Source organism: Micromonospora sp. NPDC049497 (assembly GCF_044465805.1).
Taxonomy (GTDB): domain Bacteria; phylum Actinomycetota; class Actinomycetes; order Mycobacteriales; family Micromonosporaceae; genus Micromonospora.
The window spans coordinates 28,083-48,521 of the sequence record NZ_JBITMC010000028.1 but is presented as its reverse complement, the minus strand read 5'-3'; the positions used below and the strand labels follow the sequence as shown (position 1 = coordinate 48,521).

Annotated in this window: 9 protein-coding genes; 2 read left to right on the top strand and 7 right to left on the bottom strand. The window is 69.4% G+C overall.

The window, feature by feature from the left end; genetic code table 11:
* Positions 1–446 precede the first annotated feature (446 nt).
* Positions 447–662 (top strand): hypothetical protein, encoded by a 216-nt coding sequence (locus ACIBR0_RS26915; protein WP_396720231.1) that lies wholly within the window; start codon positions 447–449, stop codon positions 660–662.
* An 84-nt stretch (positions 663–746) separates the two neighbouring features.
* Here the strand turns inward: ACIBR0_RS26915 and ACIBR0_RS26910 are convergent, their stop codons facing one another.
* Entirely contained in the window at positions 747–1,496 is a 750-nt protein-coding gene (locus tag ACIBR0_RS26910) for a hypothetical protein (protein WP_396720229.1), read from the bottom strand.
* Positions 1,497–1,805: 309 nt separating this feature from the next.
* On the bottom strand, positions 1,806–1,988 hold the full coding sequence (locus ACIBR0_RS26905; protein WP_396720227.1) for a hypothetical protein: 183 nt from the start codon (positions 1,986–1,988) through the stop codon (positions 1,806–1,808).
* 147 nt (positions 1,989–2,135) lie between these two features.
* Here ACIBR0_RS26905 and ACIBR0_RS26900 point away from each other — a divergent pair, with 147 nt between their 5' ends.
* On the top strand, positions 2,136–2,492 hold the full coding sequence (locus ACIBR0_RS26900) for a hypothetical protein (RefSeq protein WP_396720225.1): 357 nt from the start codon (positions 2,136–2,138) through the stop codon (positions 2,490–2,492).
* Between the two features lie 31 nt (positions 2,493–2,523).
* Here the strand turns inward: ACIBR0_RS26900 and ACIBR0_RS26895 are convergent, their stop codons facing one another.
* The 5 genes from ACIBR0_RS26895 to ACIBR0_RS26875 all read right to left on the bottom strand — a co-directional run bounded on the left by ACIBR0_RS26895 (position 2,524) and on the right by ACIBR0_RS26875 (position 19,760).
* Positions 2,524–2,865 (bottom strand): hypothetical protein, encoded by a 342-nt coding sequence (locus ACIBR0_RS26895; protein WP_396720223.1) that lies wholly within the window; start codon positions 2,863–2,865, stop codon positions 2,524–2,526.
* A gap of 68 nt (positions 2,866–2,933) precedes the next feature.
* Positions 2,934–4,028, bottom strand: coding sequence for a hypothetical protein (locus tag ACIBR0_RS26890; protein WP_396720221.1), 1,095 nt, complete (start codon positions 4,026–4,028; stop codon positions 2,934–2,936).
* 1,224 nt (positions 4,029–5,252) lie between these two features.
* Positions 5,253–11,333, bottom strand: coding sequence for a hypothetical protein (locus ACIBR0_RS26885; RefSeq protein ID WP_396720219.1), 6,081 nt, complete (start codon positions 11,331–11,333; stop codon positions 5,253–5,255).
* Between the two features lie 40 nt (positions 11,334–11,373).
* The gene (locus ACIBR0_RS26880) at positions 11,374–13,761 is read right to left on the bottom strand and encodes a hypothetical protein (protein WP_396720217.1); all 2,388 of its coding nucleotides are present in this window, start codon (positions 13,759–13,761) and stop codon (positions 11,374–11,376) included.
* The gene (locus ACIBR0_RS26875; protein WP_396720215.1) at positions 13,758–19,760 is read right to left on the bottom strand and encodes a DEAD/DEAH box helicase; all 6,003 of its coding nucleotides are present in this window, start codon (positions 19,758–19,760) and stop codon (positions 13,758–13,760) included. Before ACIBR0_RS26875 ends, ACIBR0_RS26880 begins: the two co-directional genes overlap by 4 nt.
* Between the last annotated feature and the right edge of the window lie 679 nt (positions 19,761–20,439).

Below are 20,439 nucleotides of genomic sequence, written 5' to 3'. Positions count from 1 at the left end.
ATCCGGTCGGGACCGGGCGGCCGGCGACGGCTGGGCCGTCGGCGGGTCACAGGGGGAGGAAAGCTCGCTGGCCACCTCGCTCATCCGGCAGATCTGGGGTCGCGGCACGGCCGGAAGTTGACGCAATGGAATTGGATCGATACCTTTCGTCACTAGCTGATCGATGCCAATGGCAGCCCGAACTAGCAATGCGACCACGTAGGTGACGCCGGATGCCGGCGGCTCACGTACTGGGCCCGCTTGAACTGCAGGAAAAGTGCATACTCCACGAATGGGATCTGGGCGTCCCATCCGAGCTGCTCCTCTGCCACCAGGGAGGTCAGGATTGGAGCCCCGCGCGATCGGTATACCTGCGCCAGCTCCGACTCCGCCTCGCGGATCGCCGCGTATCCATAGGAGAACTCCGAGAACGAGCATTCCATCGATCGATCCTATTTGGTGCGGCAATGCAACGACCAGGTGGCACCTGTGTGCTGGTCAGCGTGACCGGGGTGGAGATCCACGATGTGTCGGAGACGGACAATGGCTGGTCGGTTGACGGCACCGCGACAATCCTGCTCGACGATCCGTCGCTGACCCAGATGCCGACCGCGGTGCCGCTGAGGTGCGACGCGGTCACGACGGACGACGGCGTACGCACGACCGTCAACAACCGGTCCTGATAACCCCGCACGCAACCAGGCCGCCGCCTCCACCTGCCTTCGGGCGGGCGGAGGCGGCGGCCTCTTTCGTCGTTTCCGCGCCGGCTACGCCGCGGCGTCGGCCGCGTGCTCGTCGGTGATCGCCGAGACGAACTCCAGCTCGGCCGACTCGGCACCGATCTCGATCCGCGCCTCGAACTCCAGGACCACCGACCTCTGGAACGACACCCGGGAGGTGCGCTCGTTCCAGTCGGCCTGCAGGATCGTAATCTCGCCCTCATGGGAGTAGGCCTCGCCGCGGTGCATGAACCCGGTGAAGCTGACGTCCGCGTGCACTCTGACGGTGCCGAGGTAGGTCGTGTCGTCCAGCTCCTCGGCCTCGTCCCAGTCAAGCGAGTCGAGGTCCGGCATGGCCTCGTCGATCTCGACCTGGTCGACGTAGTAGGGCACGTGCACATCGTCGAAGTTGAGGCCGTGGACCTCGAAGTAGTCGTCGCCGTCGCGGTGCACCGGCTCGTCGACCAGCCTGTCGCAGACCGACACCAGCTCCCGGCGTAGCAGATCCTCCACACTCGGCAAGGCCGCGGCTAAGCTGGCGAACTGGTTCTGGAGGGCCTGCCCGGACCGGACGTCGGCGAGGGCGGCGCGGAAGGACACCCGTTCTTCGTCGGCGCGGCGCCGGGCCTCGGCGTACTGGCCTTCGATCCGGCGGTTCGCCTCCGCGATCGAGATGTTCAGATCGTCGGCCATTTGCTCGGCGAGGTCGGAGTCTTGGCGCATCACGCCCAGCGCCTCGGTGTACCGGAGCCGGTACGCGGCGGCGAGCCGCGTGGCCTTTGGATTTTTGTTGCTCATGACGGTTCCATGTCTCCCGGAGGTAGCTCCCCACGCCGCCACCGCCGGGTGCGATAGGAGTACCCGTCAATGGTGGTTCTGGTCTGCGTCGAGCCTCGCGAGCCCTTGTCTCTCGACGTCGCGCTGGGGCGTGGGCCACGGGCGACAGGAGAAACGGGTGGCGCAGCGCCACCGATGGTTCAAGTATACCGCGTCGGCGGGCGACCTCTCCGGGCCCGCAGACGCGCTCGGGACGGTCCCGTATGCAGGGACCGTCCCGAGCGTTCACGGCGGCGTCTCGCCGGAGGTCTTGACGTGAGGGCGGGCGCGCTACTCGCGCAGGAACCGGGTGACGACCGGCGGGTCGGGCACGGCGACCGGCTCGTACAGCGTCACCCGGACAGCCTCCCCGAGTTCCGGCACGGGCAGCGCGGCACGCGGGTACGTCCAGTGCCGCTGGAGGTCCACCACCGCGGTCGCCTCTACCTCGTGCTGGTCGACGAGTTGCCGCACCGGCCACCCGGCGCCACCGCATCCACCAGCGCTGCTGGTAGGTCGCGTTCCAGTGGTCCCACCAGGTCGCGAACCGCACGATCTTGACGACCTCCCGGTGGTGCTTGCGCACCCGCTCGGCGGGGTAGTTGCTCGGCGAGGACGCTCATGGCCAGCGTCAACCTGGGAAGCCCGGCACCTCGACCTGCCCTGGCGGATGACCGTCCGGATCACCGACTACCGGCGGCCGCGCGGCTTCACCGCGAGCAAGTCAGCGGCCCGTTCGGCCGATGGCGCCACGAGCACCGCTTCACCCCGGATCCAGCCGGGTCCTCGGGGACGGTCATGCGCTACGTCATCGACTTCACCGCGCCGACGGGACCGTTTAATGGTCTCGTGGCCAGGCTAAACCTGCGGCCGTACCTGCGACGCCTCATCGCACGCCGCAACACCTTCCTCGCCGCCGCTCTGGCAGAGCGTCCGCAGCCGGCCCGCGAGGAGGCGGGGCACGGCGAGGACCCCTGACGGCAGGTGGTGTCGGGGACCGATTCATGCGTCACTGCCGCTTCTTGCGGCTCGAGCGCGGGGCCCCGCGCCTGCCTCTGGGCTTGTTGCCGCGCCGAGGTGGTGGTGAGGGCGAGTCGATGTAGACGGGGGCGTGCGGCTCGTTGACGACGGTGCGGTTGAGGAGGTTCAGGATGAACGCGCGCCACGCGGCCGCGCGGGGAGGGTTCTCGTCCGCCGGATGCCGGGCCACACCTCTGGTCAGGGCCCGGATGCTGACGGCGAGGCTGACCAGGGCCACGAGGAAGCTGCCCACGCTGGCGTATTGGTCGGCGATTCCGAGCTCCCGGGTGCCGAGGAACACGCCAGCCGACACGAGCGCCGTCGTCGTCATCAGCGGGATGGTCCAACCGCGCATACTCGCTCCCAGATCCTCGAGGCTCGTCCGGTCTGCCGTACACCTCAGAACAGTCCTGGTAGGTCCGGACCGCGCCGCCCCCAGTCCGGATTCACGGCTGGTGGCGGGATGTCCCGTCCGCCCATACTTTTGCGGTGCTCACCCGGAAGCTCGGTCGGCTCGATCCGCGTGAACCTGTCGGGAGTGGTGAGGCCGTCGTGACCGACGTCCGGCGTCAAGCGTTGCTCGGCGTATTCACGCAACGTGTCGAGGGAGTCTGCCAGCTCCCCGAACGCGACGCCCGGGCGATGGACCCGGACGCGGTGCTCCACGTCGTTGTCCACGCCGATCATGACGCTCGACGCCCGGTCGACGAAGGTCACCCCTAGGAAATCGAGCAGGCGAGTTTCGGCCCGGCGGAAGTCGGCGGACTGCCGGACCAGGTCCAGGTCGTCGATCCGGCCGGCTGCGGACAGGAAGGCGCGCGTCATCTGATCCCCGCTGACCTGGTGCGGATCGGTCAGATGACGGACCAGCCCACGCACCAGATCGGGGCTCTCGGCCAGTAGGCGCACGCCGTCGATCACCGTCTCCTCGCTGACGAAACGCAGGGACCGCCGCACCTCCGCCTGCGTACCGCTGACGACATCGGAACCGGTCGCGCTGATGAAGGTGCCTTCCCGCACGCCCACAGTCACGTGGATGGGTTTTCCGGGGTCTTCCGTGGCGAGCAGTCCACTCAGGGCGCGCTGAAAGGCGCCGACCGCGCCCCACGCGCCCGGAGACGCGAGGAGGCGGTTCAGTGCCTCCCGCGCCTTCCCCGGCTGGATGAGCTGGTCGAGCGAGATGGTGACGCGGTGGAAGTGGTAGTGGTCAGTCTGTTGAAGACTGCACTGGCTGCCGACGACCACCGTCGACCGATGCGCGTGGATAGTGTGCGCGGAAAAGAAGCGCGCGAACCCCCGTACCTGCACCTCCCCGTGGACCGGCGACAGCACCTCCATCGTGACGGGCAGCAGATGGGGCCGTACCCGCCAGGTCTCCCGATCGCGCGGCTCGTGCGGTGCGGGGAACCAGGCTGCCAGCGCACCGAGATCGTCGCCCTCCTCCTCCCCGTCCTTACGCTCGTCATCCGGCCAGCGGGGAGTCGAGGACCTCATCGTGACCTCCGAGTCGACAACGGGTGTCTCGATGGTTACATGGCGTGTCCACCGGGCGCCACGGGTGGAACCACCGGCTGCCGAACCGGGGAGCGCACATCCGGCGGAGAATTCCCGATCCTGACGGGTGGCGGTCACGGGTCACCGGGCGCCGCTCGGAGCGCATACCCTCGGCTGCGTGAAGCGCAGTCAGGGACCGGCGGCGTGGGCTGCTGGTCTCAGTTGTGGTCTCGTTCATCGACGTACGAGGCCGCCCTCGAAGCCGCCTCTTGACCAGCCATCCCTGATCTTCTTCCAATCCCAAGGCCGCCGCATGGACGTCAGGCTGCATCCAGTCCGCAAGAGGTCAACGGGGCGGGCGCTGGCATCAGCCGCAGGTTCGAGTCTGAGACAGCGATCCAACCGGCAACGTCCTGAGCATGCCCTTCATGCTGCAGGCCTTTTGGCGCATCCGAACAGGCCCAGCGTCGCAGCTAGACTTGCGCAAGCCTCAGAGTTGCCCTGAGTGTCATCGGCGGTGGGGCAATGGGTCGTGTGGCCCCACCGACACGAACCCCCATGCTTGCGGTAGGCGGGTCGCGATGGGTAGGAGCACGTCATTCTCTCGGTGACGGGCGGTCCCCATGGTGGGGAGTGGGGCGCGGTGGGAACCAGAGCCGTCCTGTCGGCCTGCCCCCGTTTACCCCCCGAAAACCCCCGCCTGAGGTTGACAACCAGTGACAAGAAGCGATCATTGCTTGATCGTGTCTGTGCAGCTCAGCGCCTATTTTTGACAGTCAATGACAAGGTCGGGGGGGCTACGGTTGGTAACAAGGGGTCGTCGGTTCGAATCCGGCCGTCCCGACCGGTTGACCTGGGGAGATGAAGATCTTCTCCGGTAGCGGCGGTAACATCCGGTAACGGATGATCTTTGTTGGCGGGTAACGGCGCGGACCGTCGGCTGCCGTTCCACTGGCTGTGGAACTACTCTGACCTGCCGCTTCATCTGCATTTTGGATTGAAGCGGCATTGTGGTCTCTTGATTCCGCGTCAAGCGCTGTAGATGCTGCGTCGCTACGTCGAGCGGTTCGACGGGCCCGCGGGTGGGGACAAGCGAGGTTCCCCGGTCTCTCAAACACCCCGGGTCGGTTCAGATCGACTCGAGGGCCTGTTGGACAAGCCGCGATGGGTGGCCGGGATGTGCAATCCACGGCCACCCGAGGTGCGTCCCTGACGGCAGGGTGGCTACGCGAGCGCGTGAAGGTGTCGCCAGCTTCGGGCCACCACCGGTTCTGGCGTCCACCGCCCATCGACGTCGCTCTGATCGATCACGTCGAGGAGCTGCAGGATCCGGGCGGTGCGTTTCGGGTCGGATCCCGTCACCGCGCACAGTTCGACCAGTTCCTCGGACGTGACGGGGCCGGCATAGTCGATCAGGCCCTGGAACGCATCGCCCGCGTCGGAGTCGGTTCGCAGTCCCGTCGCTTCGACGAAATCGGCGGCCCCTTCGACAGTTGACAGGTATGCGGTGACCTGGGCGCACACCTTGCGGGTGCTGGTGTGCTCACGGGCTTTGTCGGCGGCCAGGTCCAGCAGCAACGGCCAGCCGCCGGTTGCGGCCATGAGTTCAGCCTGGCTGGTCGCGTCGGTGAACGCCTTCATGAGTTCGTTGTCCGACAGCCACCCTCGCAGGCCGATGTCGGTGGCCCTGCGTAGGGTGATCATGTCGTCGTTGCTTACGGCGAAGCTGGGGCCGGTCAACACGTCGAGGACACCGGGGGCGTTGACGTCGACGAGAACTGCCACTGTGCGGGTCGCGCCAGCGGTGGGCTGGATCTGCATCGCTTTGACGACGGTGTCGACGAGGGTGTCGGATTTCGCGGTGAGCAGTTGACTCAGGACGACGTGATGCCGGCCTCCGGCCTCACCGCTGCGCAGCGCCTTCCCGTACGTCTGAGGGCTGGTCGTCACCGACAGGTCGAACCGCGCACCGAATCCTTTCCGGGAGTGCTCCAGCAGGTCACGCACCCGGTTGACACCGGTGGCGTGGGTGCCGGCGATCACCCGTACGGCGCTGCCGGAGGTACGGCTGACGATTCGAGACAGCTGCTGCTCGGTGCACGGGGAGATGAGCCCGTCATCCAGGTGACCGCGTGCCTCTTCGGTGGACAGCTTCGTGACGGTGGTCCGCCACTGCGAGCTGCAGAGCTCTTCCCAGATCTCGTTGGTCGAGCCGAGCAGCCGCAGCACGTTCGTTGAACGCAGCCGCCACCGGGTGCCGGCGGTGACGGCCAGGACGCCGAGGTCGCGCATCTCGTCCAGCAGGGACCGGAACTCGCCGGGGCCCTGTCCGGCGAACCCGGCCGGCCACCAGCCCTGGCACTCCTCACGCAGCTGCGAGGTCGTCATGGTGTAGTCGGCGCCGTGCTCGAGCGCGGCGTACGCGACGACCAAGGCGATGAGTTTGTACCGCGAGTCCAGGTCGAGGGTGAGGCGGACGGTCTGCCGGACCCGCTGCTGCAGGGACTCGGAGCCGAGGACGTGGTCGAGCAACTGCTCGTCAATGGAGTAGTAGGGGCCGGTGCGGCGGCGTGCCAGCGCTGACGAGACGAGGGCCTTGCCGACCAGTTGCAGCAGCTTCGGTTGGTAGTTGCAGTAGGCGAGGATTCGGTGGATCAGCTCGTCGGACTCGAACCGGATCCCGAGGGCTTCCATGGGAGTGAACAGCAGCTGGTACGCCGGTTCCGGGCTGAGCGGGCCGATCGCGATCTGCTCGCCGAGGTGGGCGCCGGCCAGCGGCTGGTTCGGCAGGTGAGCGAACCGTTGCACCTGGTGGAGGCCGGCGAACACCGGCTTGCACCGGCGGCCGGTCTCGTCGCGCAGGTTACGCAGGTTCGTGACGTGCTCGAAACCGAGTTCGGCGTCAGCGTCGAAGAATCCGTCGCATTCGTCGATGAGCAGCAGCATCCGCCGGGTCGGGTTCTCACCCAGCCAGGCGGCGATCGCGGTGGTGACGTTCTTGATCGGGTCGCGAGTTTTACGCGGCGGGACGATCTTAAGTTCGGTCAGCTTCTCGGACACTTTGTCCCACAGCGTCAGCGGGTTGACCTTGGTGCCGATGACGTTGTGCAGAGTCACGTAGATCGGCTGGTGCTCCGGAACTCGGGCGAACGCGCGAGCGGCGTCCTGCAACAGCGCCGTCTTGCCGAGCTGCCGGCCGCCGTAGAGCAGGTTCGCGCCGTTCGGGTCGATGATGTCGCTGCGTTCGGAACGGCGGCCGAAGAACATCTCCGACGGCAGTGCCGCCAGCCCGTCCGGGGCGTACGGGTTGGTCGCCGCGAACGGCAGCAGGGTCCGTGCGGTGGCCATGAACTGGCCGCTGCCGTGCAACGCCAGGTGCAGCATGGCGATGTCGTCGATGACGATGACCGGCTTTTCTCCCCGCTGCGCGCACATCAGTGCCAACTCGGTGCGCTGGTCGGCGGTCATCGCGGCGAACAGCAGCACGATGACCGGGTGGTCGGTGCCGGGGTCCTGGGTGATCCAGCCGAACATGGCTCGCACGTCTGGCTCTCCCCAGCAGAGCATGATGCGCTGACGTTCCCCGGCGGACGGGCTGAACTGCGGCACGCCGGGTGTCTCTCCGATGCGGCGTACCCCGGTCAGGTCCCACCAGGCGCGGCGGGAGCTGGCCGTCAGTTCTCGCAGCGGCTGCATGCTGGCGAACTCGATACCGGCCAGCCGTAGTGCTGCCATCAGGGTGCTCTTCTGCACGTTGTTGTGCCGGATGTCGCGCATGTCCAGCCACATCTGCAGCGTGTCGGCGGTGGCCCGCTGCGCGGCGGACAGGCTGTTCACTCCCAGGGACGGGTGCGGTTTGCCGTGGCGGACCGCGAGGACCATGCTGGCGGTGATACCGCTGGCCGCCTGGGTGGTGAGTTGCAGGAACCGGTGCAGGTCGTTGGACGGCTCGGCTGTCGGCGGTGCCTCCCCGTGAACTGCGGCGAGCAGGTACTCCTCGGCGGTGGCTAGGTCGCCGGCGTCGATGCGGGCGTAGATCGAGGTCAGCCGGCTCTGCCGGTCGGGGCTGGCCGGGACTTCGTTGTCGGCTCGTTTCCGCAGGGCCTCCTGTGCCTCGTGCAGGTGTTGCGGTAGTCGTGATTGGACGTCGAGCAGCCGGCTGCGGAATTCGCTGAGGTTGTGGTTCTGCGGCGGGCCGCTGATTCGGCTGAGGTTGGCGGCGGCCAGGACGCTGTTGATGGCGGTGCTCGCGTTCTCGTCGAGCTGGCCGAGCCGGCTGGCGCGGGCCACGTCGCTGGACACGTCGCGGTGCAGGGTCGTCAGTTCGTCGAAGGTCTGCGTGGCCGCAGTCGCGAGGCGATCATGCATGTCCCGGGTCTGGGCCGGGTCGGTGACCGCGTCGATGATTAGAGCGGCCGTGACGTAGTCCTCACCGGCCAGCCGCTGCGTGAATCCGTTCTCCCAGCTCGTGTCGAGCGCGGTGTGGATGTCGTCGATGGTGACCGTGCGGGCGGGCACGCCGTCGGCGGTGAACGGCAGTGCCGCGCAGCGCAGCAGGTCCTGGTGAAGGACCAGGTCAGGGTCCCGGTCGGGACCGGTCGGCTTGTGACCGTCGAGCATGCCGACGCTGCTTCGCATGCTCGTCAGGCACGCCTGTGCGGCCTCGGCCTGCAGCATCCACGGCGTTTCTGCGGCTGCCGCAGTCAGGTTCTGCAGTTCGTGTTCGGCTGCTGGCCATTGTGCCAGGACGTCGAGGCGCAGCTTGGCCAGGTCGGCGGGCACGGGACCGTGAGCGGTGGCCTGGTTCGCGCGGACCGCATCGACCCAGGCGCGGACGACCGTCACCGAACGGTCTGCCATCTCCTTGAGCTTGCGCCGCTGCTGGCCCTGCAGTGGGCGGCTGCTACCGGAGCGCAGCTGGGCGTCCTCTCGGTTGAGCAGGTCGTCCAGGTAGTGCCGCTTGGCGAACAGGCGCAGCTGCTCGGCGGCCGTCTCGATCTCTGAACGGTGGTCGGCGGCGGCAATCGCGAGGATCCGCCCGATGACGCCGTTCGGCGCCCACCACATGTCGACGATCTGGCTGGCCCGGACGAAGTCCAGGCTGCGGGGCCGGTTGATGTCGGATTGGGCGGCCTCGACGGTCATGGCGATGTCGTTGTCGGCGCCGGCGATAGGTGCGAGAGCGGCGAGCACGTCAGGGCTGTACAGGCGGCGTTTCGCCGTCGCGGTCCCGATCGTGTCGGTGATCGCGGCCACGGCCGGAAGCTGGCGCAGGGACTCGGCGATCGTCTGGGCGCTTCGACCGGCTCCGGCGTCGGCGGTGACCAGGCAGGCGCGGACGGTCCCGGCCAGCAGCAGGATCTGTACGGCGGTGTCGGCGGACGCCGGGCTGCCCTGTTCGGCTTCCAGTGCGGTGCGCAGTGCGCCGGCAGTCGGGGAGGTTTCGCTGCGGACGGCGTCGGCGAGGGCCAGGATGCGCAGCGCGTCGGCGCGTCGGCGGTCGCCGCAGGCCGCGGCGGCGTGGTACGCCAAGCTCAGCCGGCCGGCGCCGAGCAGCTGCCGGACGAGGTCGCGTCCTGCAGCATTGTCGGCGGGCGTGTCCTGCTCGGCAGGTTCGTCCTCGACGGAGGATGTGCCCGCCGCGGCGGGCTTGTACCCGATGACGGGTGTGCCCTCGGTGGTGGTGGTGGGGATGTCAGTGGTGGACGGCATTGGTGTGGCCGCGGCGGCCGGCAGCGTCGGCTGCTGCGGCGTGTCGGGGATGGCCACCGGAGCCGGCGCGGCGGTGCTGACCGGTTCCTGTACGGGCGCGGGGTCTTCGGTAGCCGCTGCCGGTTTGGAGGTGCGCTCGTCCTCGGCTGCGGGGTCCGCGGCAGAGGCGGTGCTGTCAGTTATCTGCAGCTGGCCGCCGACAGCAGGCAGCCGGAGGGAGGCGATGTTGTCCGGCAGGTGCTGCTCGATGCTGGCGAGGGCGGCGGGCAGCGCCTGCATATCCTTGGCGGCGGCCGCGCCGATCAGGTCCAGCAGTGCCAGCAGCCCGGTGGCGTGATCATGCTGCTGCGGCCCCCATACCGGCGTCTGCTGCAGTTCGGAGGCCAGCGTGACGGCCGAGGCGATCCGGTCACGTTCGCTGTCCGGGCCGGTAAGCCGGGCGATGCTGGCGATTCTTGCCCGCTGACCGTGGAGTTCGCCGATGGCTGACAGTGCAGTGAGCAGGTACTCGACGGTCGCCTCAGTGGGTATGGCCTGGTCCGGTCCGTCGAGCAGGTCACGCAGCTGGTCGGCGGCGTCGATGAACGCGGCAACCGGGTCCAGGTACCGCCGGTGCGGGATCCCGCCGCGGTGAAGGACTTCCGTGAGTGCCGTCGCGGCCTGTTGGGCCTGCGCCTGAAGGTTCAGCAAATCCGCTGCTGCGGCGGCCGGGTCGTGTCCGTTGCCGACTGTGCCGGTGCCCGGTACGCAGACGGGGTTGCCGGTTTCACTGGACACGGTGGCGGGCCCTTCGGTGGTCGGTTTCCTGTCCGGCAGGGGCGGCGCTGTTACGCCGGGTTCGGCGTCACCGTCGCTCTGGTCGTCGACGGCGTCTTCACCGGTTTCCTCGTCATCGTGCAGCTCTTCGACGTCGTGTGGCTCGTCGTCGGTGACCGGCTGGGCGTGAGCGGCAGCGACCTGCGCCCACACGTTCTCCAGACGGCGGCACGCCGCGGCGATGTTGTCCACGGCCGGCCGCGGCCAGTCCGGGTGGCCTACTGCGGAATCCAAGCCGATCCGCAGCGCAGCCGTCATGCCCCAGGACGTCGGGCCGTGGCAGATCAGAGCCAGCCGCACGGAGTTGATCTGGCTAGGGTCGCCGGTCAGAGTGTCCCGCAGCGCGTTCTCGCGCTGCTGCTCGTCTCCGCCGGCCTTGTGCCACTCGGCGTCGAGACGGTCGGCGACGCGGTGGGTGAGGAAGCGGGCTGCCTTGTCGCGCTTGAGTTTCGGCCATTGCCGAAGCTTTCCCAGTCCCATGCGGGCCGCTGTGGCGGTGGGCCGCCGCGCGGGCGGAACTCCCAGGTCGGTCAGGAAATCGGTCCGGCCGGGTGGAGGCACTTGCCAGACTAGGCTGGCGAACTGCTCGCCGCTGAGGCATTCGAGCGCGGCCCCGATCGGGTCGCCGAGCTCGTCGAGCTCGCCGATTAGTGCTGCGATCGCTTCATCGCGGGCCCCAGCCAGTTCCGGGCTGACGTGGGTGCAATGGTGGGCACAGGTACGCGGGTGCCGGCGCCGGCGGCGTCGTGACGGTGAAGCCATCGCGGAGGGTCTCACTTTCCATGGTTCTTTGCTCGGGTGAGCGGTGGTGCAGGGGTCAGGCAGGGTGGTGATGCGGGTTTGCCGCGAGGTGCAGCAGACCGGCGAACTCGCCGGAGCCGCGGAGCTGGCCGCGGACGAACGTGTAACCGGCCGGCAGGGTGGTGTCAGCGTCCGGGCCGTACACCTTCAGGACCCACTCGGCGTAGGCGTTGCGGGCGGCGTCGCTGGCCTCGTGACCCGTCGGCAACAGCCGCAGGAACGGGGGCACCCAGTGCTCGCGGATCCGGCCGGCGAGGACGTCGGCTCGGGCGGTGTGCTGGTGAGCGCCGCGCCGGGCGTTGTCGTCGGGCCACCATACGAACACGTCGGGTCCGCCGCTTGCGGGCCGGTCAGGGCTGCCGGTGCCGGGTTCCTTGGTCAGCTTGCCGGCGTCGACGAGCCGGTCGCAGGTGTAGATGACCTCCCACATCAGCGGCGGAGCGACCAGGTCGGGCCCGAATAGCGCGGCGAGCAGCTGCGGCCCGGTGAGCCGGCGGGCCCCGAACGCGCCGAGCGTGCCGTGGCGCCGCAGCGCGGCGATGATCAGCCGTCGCAGTTGGGGAACCCCGCGGTACCGTTCCGGCGTTCCGGCCGGGAGCGGCGTCTGGTGCTCCGGCGGGGCGGCCGGTTCGGCTGGTGGCTGCTCGGCACCGATCGCGGCGGCGAGTATGGCGGCGTTGGCGTCCCACCGGTATTGGTCGCCGTACGGCAGGGGATGGTCGAGCAGGGTGGTGGTGGCGCTGATCCGGGTGGCGTTACGGGCGATCGCCACGGTGACCTTGATGCCGGGGTAGAAACTCCACGGCCAGCTGATACCGGTCAGGACGGTGCCGTCACGGCTGATCTGCTGGATCTGTTCGGTGTCTTGGAGGGGTTCACCGTCGTGGTGCAGCTGCATGATCAGTGGCCCGTCGGCGAGGACGTCCGCCCCCTGCCCAGCTAGAGGCAGTTCGCCTGCGTCCCAGTGACTCTCGCGTAGCGCAATGGTGTACACCACCAGGCTGTCGCGGACGACGACGAGACCGGACAGGTCCTCGCCCTGCTCCTCGGCCGAGGCGTCCGCCTCACCCGGCGTGTCCTGCTCGGCAGCGACGTCCTCCTCGCCGGCGGGAACACCGTGTGCGGCCGGCGGGTCCGACGGTGCGGGCTGTCGACCGCCGGAGGAGGGCCCGGATCCGGGCTGGGTCGGTTCGGGACCGTCCGGGACACCGGGCTGATGGCCGAGGCCGAGCGGGGTACGCGGATCGGTGGCCAGCACCGCCGACGGCACCGGTTCCCGCGCCGAGCGCCACAGGCCACCGGCCTGCCAGACATCGTCGACGCGCAGGTGCACACCGCCGGGCAGGAGACCGTCGGTTGCCGCCGTAGCCAGGTCCGCCGCGACCAGGTTCGTGTGCACGACCACGTCGGCGGCGCCAGCGAGCTCGAGCGGGTCTGCATCGGCGCTGTCGACATTGGTGCGGGAAGCCAGCAGCGGCCACACGCCGGTGTAGCGCGGCTGCGGGCCAGCGCGGCGAAGGGTCGCGATGACGTCGTCGACGTCTACGGCGCCCAAGCCCGGCCAGCCATCACGGCGGCGCCGTTCGAACCGGTCCTGGTTGATGGTGTACCCGTGCCAGCGGCGCAGCGCACCGGCAGCGTCGAGCAGGCGGTCGATGGTGTCGAGCGCTTGGTGTACGGCGGCGGTGAGGACCTGCTCATCGCCAGGGTCGGTGAGCAAACCTCCGAGCGGTCCGCCGAGCAGCAACGGCCGACCTGGGCCGAGCAGGTGGGCGGCGTACAGGGCCACGTCGTCGCGGCCGCCGGTCCCGGCCGGATAGTGCACCGGTCCGGTCAGGTGGCCGCGGGCGTCGAGCACCGATCCGCGGCGGCGCAGCCGGTCCAGTTCGATGTACTCGGCGGTGGTGAGTGGGGCCCCGAACGCCTCGACGTCCAGGATGATGCGTTCGACGCCCGTACGGGCGCCGCCGGGTTCTTCCTGCCCAGGTGGGCCACCGGACAGCGACGCGGGTGCCCATCCGTCGTCGTCGACGGCGGAGTCAGCGCCGTAGCGGGCGACGACCTCGGCCAGCAGCGACCGGCGTCCCCCGCGGTCGATGTGAAGGAACGTGCCGACTGGCAGCACGGGCCGCTGCTGCTGTTCCGCGCAGACTTGGACAAACAAATCCGGGGCGAGGACCTCGGCGCGGTAGCCGTGGGTGTCGAGATCGAAGCCGAAATGCAGTGCGTTGAACGCGGTGCAGGTGTGCAGCGGCGCCCGCCGGACCTCGGCGACCCGGGTGAGGAAGCCGATGATCTGGTCCCATAGCCGGCCCGGGACGGCGCCGGGACCATGCAGCAGTTCTGGCACGAACAGCGGCTCGTCGTGGAACGGGCGCCACACTGTGGTGCCGACCGTGGTCATCGGGCCCCCCTCCCGGCCGCCTGGGCGCGGGCGGCGTCACGTTCGGTGTACCGGCGTAGCCGCCACACCCGGCCGTCACCGGCGATCTCGCCGCAGCCGACCAGGTCGGTGACGGCTTCCTGCACGTGGCTGGCCTGTATCCCGGGGTCGACGCCACGCAGCCGGTGGTACAGCAGCCGCGGCCACAGCGGCCGGCGCCGGCCATCGGTGGCGAGATACGTCTCGTCGCCGTGAAGAACTCGGTGGATCATGCCGACGGTCAAGCCGCGGTAGTTGTCCCACAGCAGCGACCGCACGTACCGCTGGACCGCTTCCCGGTACGGTGCCGCGTCCCGGCGCGCGGCGGGCCGCGGCCGGGGCGTGTTCAACGCGTCGAGCAATGCCGGTATCGGCGCCGGATCGTCGCTGGTCGACCAGCAGGTGGAGCAGCGGCAGGCCGCGGTGGAGCAGACACCATCGGGGAGCACCACCGCACTGGTCAGGGAGAAGTAGCCGGCGAATCCCGTGTTGGCGCACACACCGGCGTCGTACCAGGCCCGCAGCTCCCGCAGGTCGTCGGTGAGGCGGGCACGGTGACCGGTCATCCGGTGCAGGTAGTCGGCCGGCAGCGTGCCGCTGCCCCGCGCCCCGACCGCGATCAGGGTCCGGTTGTTTCCGGCCTGGGACACGTCGACGACGCCGAGGTCGTGCAGCGTCGCCAGGACGGCCCATGTCTGGGCCGGGTCGTCGGCGACGAGCCGGTACCCCCGAACCTGCTCGGTCAGGGCAGCGTGGACGTCGGACATCCGGTGCCGGCCCGGCGCCGCGCCCGCTAGTGCAGCCACTGCGACGGCAGCGGCGGTGAGGGTGTGGTCGTCGCAGCCGGCCGGATCGTCGAGCGGGGTGATCGTCACCGTCGCGGGAAAGTCCCCGTTGTCGTCGACTGCCCCGGTTTCGGCGAGGACCGCGAGGGCTCGCACGACCGCCGCCCGGTACTGCGACACCGTACCCGGCCGGCGGGCGTCGTCACGGGTCAGCCTGCTGGCGGCCAGGTCGGAGGCTATGCAGCCGTCGGCGACCCGGTCGGGGTCCAGGACGCCGCCGGTACGGGCCGCGGTCAGCACCGCCTGCCCGACGGTGCGCAAGGTTGCCGCCGGCAGCCCTTGCGCGGCCATCCACGCGACGGTCCGGAACCCGCGGCTGGAGCCTAGCGCCAGCCCGGCCGAGGGTGTGGTCACCTCGCCCGGCGGCCGGCCAGCCTGGTCCCGGCCGGCCCGACCGAGCTGTTGGTACAACGCTGCCAGGTCGGTCGGCGGGGATACCACGAACACGCAGCGGATGTCGCCGCGGTTGACGCCCAGCCCGAACGCACTGGTCGCCACGATCAGCAGCGGGGCGTATCCGTCCTCATGCTTGGTCGGGGCGTCGCGGAACTCGGTGAGCACCGCCGCCTTCTCCGCCTCGGACAACCGGCCGTGGAAGCGGCGGACCCGCTGCGCGCCGTCACCGACGAACTCGCGCAGGTGTGCGTAAACCGCGTCGACCTCCTTGACCGTCAGGCAGTAGAAGATGGCGTGCTCGTTACACGCTGCGGCGATCGCCTCGGTTAGCCCGGCTACCGCGTTCGGGCCAGCCGTTTTCATCGCCCGCCGGTAGATCGCCAGCTCCGGCCGTAGCGGGTCCGCTGCGACTGTCACCAGCACCTCACCGGGTGCCGGGGTGGCGGGCAGGCCGAACAGGCCCGTCCGTAGCCCTTCCCGGACCGCCCGGTTCGCGGTCGCGGTCACCGCGGTGACCCGCACCCCGTGCCGGGACCGCAACTCGGCGAGCAGCCGGGCGGCGCGGCGGAAGCTGGGCCGGAAGTCGTCGCCCCACTGCACGAACGTGTGCGCCTCGTCAACGGCGACCCGCCGCAGAATCCCAGTCGCGGCGGCGGCGCGCAGCAGCTCCTGGAAGCGGCGGTTCCCGAGCCGTTCCGGGGACACGTAGACGAGCTTGATGCCGTGATCGCCGGTGCCGGTGAGCTGTTCGGCGACCTCGGTCTTTCCACGCCGGCTGTTCGACTCGGCCATCGGCCCGACCAGGGCCCGGACCGCCCCACCGACGGTGGCGTTCAGTTCGAGGGCTTGGTCCGCCATCAACGCGATCAGCGGCGACACGACCACGGTGACACCCGGCAACGCCAGCGCCGGCAGCTGGAACGTGTACGACTTACCGAACCCGGTCGGCAGCAGCGCCAGCACATCCTTACCGTCGGCGACCGCCTCGATCACCTGCTCCTGCTGTGGCTTCAATGCCAGCGGCGTTTCGGAGAACCGAAGGTAACCACCGATCGAAGCGCACCGGTCGGCCAACAGCCGTCCCAGCGTGCCATCGGCGCGTGCGACGGCCTCCTGCTCAGGGGTCAGCTGCGCCTGCCGGATCTTGCGGGTAGCCGGCAGCAGCGTGTGCTCCGTGAGCGCGTCCGGCTTGCACAGTTCGTCGACCCGATCGGCGGTGACCAAGCCGTTGTTGCCGAGGAATCGCCAGATCCTGGCCCACCCGTCGGCCATCGTCGTCAGATTGCCGCTCGCAGCTTCGCCGGTGTCCGGGTCAGCGACCAGCAAGCCCGGCTCGAGGGACTCCAGGAACACCCGCCGGTAGGCACGGCGCAGCGCGGTACGCCCGGCGAGTCTCCGGTCACTGATCACGACCACACCGCCGTGCTTACGCGACCGGATCAGCCGGCCCACCGCCTGCCGCAAATCCATCGCCGCCAGCGGCAGGTAGTACAACTCGGTCGCGACCCGGTCCGGGTCCGCAAGGCCGGCCAGCTCGGCTCGGCGGGCGACAGAGGCCCGCCGAGCGGCGATGACCGGGTCGGCGAATGGCGCGAACGGCAGCTTGTTGATCCACACCAGCGACAGCCGGTCGGCCGGGAAGTCGACGCCCTGCCACATGCCGCGGGTCGCGACGCAGAACCCGCCGGTGTCGGTGAACGCCCGCGCGGCCCGCGCGTTGCCCAGCAACGGCGCCGACGTCACCGGCACCCCGACCGCCTGTTCCTCCAAACGCACGGTTATCGCGGCCGCTGCCTTCGTCGCCGTGGTCAGCACCAGCGCACCACCGGTGAAGGCCTGCTGCTGCGCCGCCTGCGGATCGGGACGAATGACCTCGCGCGCGTAGCCGGCCAGCTGATGCGCCACGGTGCGGATCGCACCGTCGGTTTGTTCGGCCCAGCTCGGGAAATCGGTAAAGCAGACCAGCCGTGCCTGCTCGGCCAAATCGAACGGTCCCGGCAACGTGTGCGCGTCAACGGACGGACCGAGACCAAGCCGTTTGCGGATGTAGTCCCAGCGGCCTGCCACCTGCAGCGTCGCCGACACGTAGAAGATCCGGGCGAACCGCTGCCGAACCTCCAGCCACTGCAGGTCACGGGACAGGTCAATCGGAGCGGACGCGAGCGAAAACCCGTACCGGCGCGCGGAGACGCTGACTCCGGCCAAGTCATGCTCAACCGCGTACACCACCCGGTTACCCAGGTCGGGGCCCGGCAGCGGGAACAGCCCGTCACCGCCGAGGTCCTCCTCGCCGGCGCCGAGGTCCTCCTCGTCAGCGCCGACGGCACCGGCGACCTCACCATCGTCGGCGTCACTGTCCAGCCTGACTGCGGCGCCGGGACCACCTTCGGCTCCCAGATCCCGGTCACTATCCGGGTCGAGGATGCTGCGGGCATCGGCCACGATGCGCCCGGCCGCGTCGGTAAGCTGCGCGACCCGGGCGGCTAGCGACCCGGCCCGTTCCTTCTCCCACCACGACACCGACTGCATCTGCGGTGTCTGCAGATGCGTGACCACCTGCCGGTGCACCTGTTCCGCGACGAGCGCGATGGTGTTCAGCCGCGACAGCAGCTGCCGGGCCGGCCGGTCACCGCCCAGCCCACCGAACGGGCTGGCCAGCGTTGCGGCACGGCTGCCGGGCTCCCCACCCGCGGCGTCGAACACCGCCTGTCCCGCCCGCGGCAGAATCTCCGTGTCGAGGTGCCCCTCCAGCTCGGCGACCGCCGCGTGCAGCCGCGGCGGCACGTCCGTCTGCTCGTCGGCCCAGCGGCGCAGCTCCGCAACGAGATTTTCCAGAAGCCGGTACTCCACGACCGCGCTGCCAGCGCCGGTAACTGCCTGCTCGAGCGCATGCGCCTCGTCGACGATCAGCAGCGTGCCGTCATCGAACACGTCCGGCCGGCTCATCAGCAGCGCATGGTTCGCAATCACCAGACGATGCCCGGCCAGCGCCTCAGCCACCGAGTCCGTCATCGCCGCCAGCGGCGAACCCGATCCGCGGGCGTAGTCGTCGCCGTCCTGGCTGACACTGCGCAGCCACGACCCGAGCACCGGCCCGTAGGCTGAGCTGAAGTACTCGGCCAGGAACATCGGCGCGTCCACCGGGTCCGCGCTACGCGCCAGCCACCCCTGCGGTGCGGTGGCCGCGGTGATCAGCCGCCGGGTCAGGTAGACCAGCAGCTCACGGAACCCGGTCTGTGCGGCGAACCGGGGTCGCCCGGCCCGGCCCCGGCCCGGCCGGGTCTGCGCAGCGGCGGCAGCGTCGGTGAGCGAAGCGACCAGGGCACGCAACGACAACCGGTTCGCGGCACCCTTGACCAGGTCCGCTGCCTGTTCCAAACCCTCGATTACGCCAGCGAGCCGGTCGATGTCGGCACCCAATTGCGTCTGCAACGCCTTGGTGTACGTCGCGATTACAGCGCGGCGCCGTGGGTCGCCGTCCAGCCACTGCAAAGCGACCGCCAGCACCGCGAAGCTTTTTCCGGTGCCGGTCGGTGCTTCACACAACGCATCCCGGCTGGCGCGGATCTGCCCGGTCAGCAACGCCGCCATCTGCTGCTGCGCTGCCCGCCGCTCCACCGTTCCGGTCGTCGCCGCCTGCGCCAGCGCGTGCGGGTCGACGTCCCCGCCTGGCCCGCGGACGGTGTCCGGCAGCCGCAGTACCGGCCGGAGCCGGCCACGCCGCACCGGCTGATATCCCCCCGTCGCATCGAGGTCGGCCAGGGCATCAGCGAGGACCTGCGCCACCGTCACGTCATCGACGGACGGGCGCGGTATCGGACCGGGCAGTAGCGACGTGAGCAGCTCCCAGGCCACGCTGCCGGCACCGACCGCGCACAGCAGTTCACGGACGTCGGCGTCCCAGCCCTGCACCGCCACAGCCGCCTGCCGCAGCAGCCGTGCGGTCAGCTCGGCATCGTCGGAAGCGTCATGCCAACTGAGCCCGGACCGGTCGACGCCGACTTCGTCGGCAAGCTCGGCGAGACGATGGGAACCGGCGTGCGGCCAAACCGTGTACGCCAGGTAAAGCGCGTCTACCCGCCGGGGGCCGTGCAACAGCGGCTGCCCAGCCAGGGTCGCCGCTTCGTCCAGCATCGGGAAGTCGGCACCGGCGCCGTTGTAGGCGACCAGGACGTCAGAGTCGTCGATGTACCGGCGCAGCCCATCCAGCGCTTGTTCTGGGTCGACCGCGTTCTGCGCGTATTGCTCACGGACGTGAGCCGACCGTAGCTGCTGCTCCCACTGTGGGTCCGAGAGCCTGACCCAGGAGGCGAACGCCGGTTGGTCAGCGCACCATTTCGGGTCAGCGGATAGGCGTACCGCGCCAATCTGGAAGATCCGGCGGTCACCGTGTGGGTGGTCTGCACTGGCCCGGACGACGGCCTCCACGTCAACGATCACGGCGCGTAGCGGACCGGGCCGTCGTCTCGCCGTCGTCGGCTGGTCGGCGGGCGTGGAGTCATTGGCAGCCGAGAGCACACCACCGTGGTCGTGGATCAGACCGGCGGAGATGGCCTTGGACACGACGGTCTGAACGCGGGAAGCCGGCGCGCCGGGCCACCGCTGCTGGGCAGCGGACACCAGGATGCCGCTGTTGCACGGGCCGATCTGCTTCAGTAGCTGCTGAAGCTGCAGCTCGCGCGTACCTGCCTTGCTCGTAAAACCACCCCGTTCAGTCGGTACGGAACCCCAGTTCCTCACCGCCTTTATTGTCGCTCGTGAGGGTGCCGCTACTTGTACCGCCAGGCATCGACAGTTCTTCGTCATGTCGGTTGGAAGCCGCCGCGCTTTAGGCGATTGACATGCGGTGTTCGGTGTGGACCAACATGCCAACTGGGCCCATCATGGTCCGCGTCGTGCTGGCTTGCATGTGGGACGAGGCGCGTGATCGCCGCAGCCCGCGCTGGCCGCTGCCATGGTTGTCGCTCGCGGCCGCCGTGGGGCTGTTCTTGCTAGTAGTCCTACCGGTGCTGCGGGCTGTAGTGCGAGCCCTGCAGGACGCGACCTTCGCCCAAGTCGTCACCGAACCGGTGCGGCGATACCTACTCGAACACGCGCAGGGCCCTGCGCGGTCTCGGTCGAGGGTGCCGTTTAGCGAGATGCTTCATCGCTCCAACAGCTGTTCTTTGGCCGTCCAGTCGAGTTGGCGTGGTGGCCCGACATCCCGGCAGACGCGACTCCGGGCGTCGCCACTCCGGCTGCATACCGTCAGCTGGCTACCGGAGGCTCGAATGCTCGGGGTCGACCCGTTCTGGGCACGGGTTGAGTTCCCCTCACTTGTCGGGAGCGGTGGTTACCAGGCGTCGGTTGGCGTCGGGGTGGTGTGAGCCGGGTCTGCTCTATCCGAGGGATTCGTACCAGGCGGTGTGGTACTCGTCGG

Coding starts and splice junctions, on each gene's coding strand:
- ACIBR0_RS26915 (WP_396720231.1), top strand. CDS start 447: ATGCAACGACCAGGTGGCACCTGTGTGCTGGTCAGCGTGACCGGGGTG.
- ACIBR0_RS26910 (WP_396720229.1), bottom strand. CDS start 1,496: ATGAGCAACAAAAATCCAAAGGCCACGCGGCTCGCCGCCGCGTACCGG.
- ACIBR0_RS26900 (WP_396720225.1), top strand. CDS start 2,136: ATGGCCAGCGTCAACCTGGGAAGCCCGGCACCTCGACCTGCCCTGGCG.
- ACIBR0_RS26895 (WP_396720223.1), bottom strand. CDS start 2,865: ATGACGACGACGGCGCTCGTGTCGGCTGGCGTGTTCCTCGGCACCCGG.
- ACIBR0_RS26890 (WP_396720221.1), bottom strand. CDS start 4,028: ATGAGGTCCTCGACTCCCCGCTGGCCGGATGACGAGCGTAAGGACGGG.
- ACIBR0_RS26880 (WP_396720217.1), bottom strand. CDS start 13,761: ATGACCACGGTCGGCACCACAGTGTGGCGCCCGTTCCACGACGAGCCG.